The following is a 1,291-nucleotide window of genomic DNA, read 5'->3' as shown; positions in this document are numbered from 1 at the left end:
GCCGTAAACGTCGCAAATCTTGACGTATTCAGCCGGTTCCGGCTCGGCGACGACGACGGCGTCGGCGGCGCGCGCACCGGAAACTGCGATCAGGGCCGCAGCGGAGCCGAGAAGAAGGCTCTTGATGTTCATTTTCTGACCTCCAGTCAAAAGTTAAAAAACGGGTCTGGGTATTCTTTGCTGAAGGACAGCGTTCCCTGCCCCATCCCCACTACCGAAAAAGATGCGCACCGCGCCGCTCCTTCGAATTCGACATTACCCATGAGGCGGCGGCGTTCAACCACGATCGTACCGGCAAAAGGGCTATCCGGGCGCTATCCCCTGGCGTTGTTGCACAAATGACACGATTTGGCCTCAGTCAGAAAGCTCTCGTTAACCATCGAGGGGCCCGGAAGCCTTGGCCTGGGCCTCGCAATACGGCCGAATCCGGCGATCGCCGGCCGAAATTGCGGCCACGCCGCCGACTCGCCGGTCTACGAGCTGCCGCAGAATTGCCGCATGGCGAACGAGCACGCTTCGGCCGAATGCGGATTTTTCAACGATTATCGCGCCGGCTTGTTGATTGTGCCGGCGCTTTTCTCTATCCAGCGGCGCAACGGAGAGGTGGCCGAGTGGTCGAAGGCGCTCCCCTGCTAAGGGAGTAGAGGTCAAAAGCTTCTCGTGGGTTCGAATCCCATCCTCTCCGCCATCCTGCTTCGCTCTTCGAGCTTCGCAGGACAGGCCCAACAATTCGTGCGAAGCAGGATGGCGGAGAGGATGCCCTCCGAAGCCTTGGCGAAGGAGGGCCGGCTCGTGTGGTACGTGTACCTGCTTGAGAGCGAGGGTTCGAAAGGCGAACGTTATGTCGGCATAACGTCTGACTTGAAACGACGGCTCGCCGAACACAATACGGGGAAATCCAGCCATACGTCCAAGTTCCTACCATGGCGGGTTGTGACCTATATGGCCTTCTCGAATCAGGCCAGGGCAGCTTCATTCGAGCGTTATCTCAAATCCGGTTCGGGGCACGCTTTCGCCAACAGGCGCCTGTGGTAACGGCCGCAAGTCAGTCGCAAAATCCCGCTTTTCCCCGATAAAATATAGCAATAACAAGGTATTATGACCGAAACGCCTGTCGACTGCTCGGCAACTCCGTTCGATTCTGACTGGAGGTCAGAAAATGAACATCAAGAGCCTTCTTCTCGGCTCCGCTGCGGCCCTGATCGCAGTTTCCGGTGCGCGCGCCGCCGACGCCGTCGTCGTCGCCGAGCCGGAACCGGCTGAATACGTCAAGATTTGCGACGTTTACGGC

The 1,291-nt window shown here is 58.6% G+C and carries 4 protein-coding genes and 1 tRNA gene; 4 read left to right on the top strand and 1 reads right to left on the bottom strand.

Annotation, left to right across the window (positions count from 1 at the left end; all coding sequences use genetic code 11):
* The coding region (locus AC1DYO_RS32095; RefSeq protein ID WP_366015734.1) for a porin at positions 1 to 132 on the bottom strand (132 nt) is incomplete at its 3' end.
* A 216-nt stretch (positions 133 to 348) separates the two neighbouring features.
* Between AC1DYO_RS32095 and AC1DYO_RS32090 the strand changes: the two genes are divergently transcribed.
* The 4 genes from AC1DYO_RS32090 to AC1DYO_RS32075 all read left to right on the top strand — a co-directional run.
* Positions 349 to 636 (top strand): hypothetical protein, encoded by a 288-nt coding sequence (locus tag AC1DYO_RS32090; RefSeq protein ID WP_477268666.1) that lies wholly within the window; start codon positions 349 to 351, stop codon positions 634 to 636.
* Positions 598 to 688: transfer RNA gene (locus tag AC1DYO_RS32085), tRNA-Ser, on the top strand. Before AC1DYO_RS32090 ends, AC1DYO_RS32085 begins: the two co-directional genes overlap by 39 nt.
* Before the next feature lie 56 nt (positions 689 to 744).
* Positions 745 to 1,035: a GIY-YIG nuclease family protein gene (locus AC1DYO_RS32080; protein ID WP_477268668.1), complete on the top strand. Its 291-nt coding sequence runs from the start codon at positions 745 to 747 to the stop codon at positions 1,033 to 1,035.
* A gap of 124 nt (positions 1,036 to 1,159) precedes the next feature.
* On the top strand, positions 1,160 to 1,291 hold a 132-nt coding region (locus AC1DYO_RS32075; RefSeq protein WP_366015734.1), incomplete at its 3' end, for a porin.

This window comes from Mesorhizobium sp. P2_F5 (assembly GCF_056403715.1).
This window is presented reverse-complemented; position numbering and strand designations above follow the sequence as displayed.

Bases quoted from the DNA above. Each gene is read 5' to 3' on its own strand.
- AC1DYO_RS32080 (WP_477268668.1), top strand. From the start codon at position 745: ATGGCGGAGAGGATGCCCTCCGAAGCCTTGGCGAAGGAGGGCCGGCTC.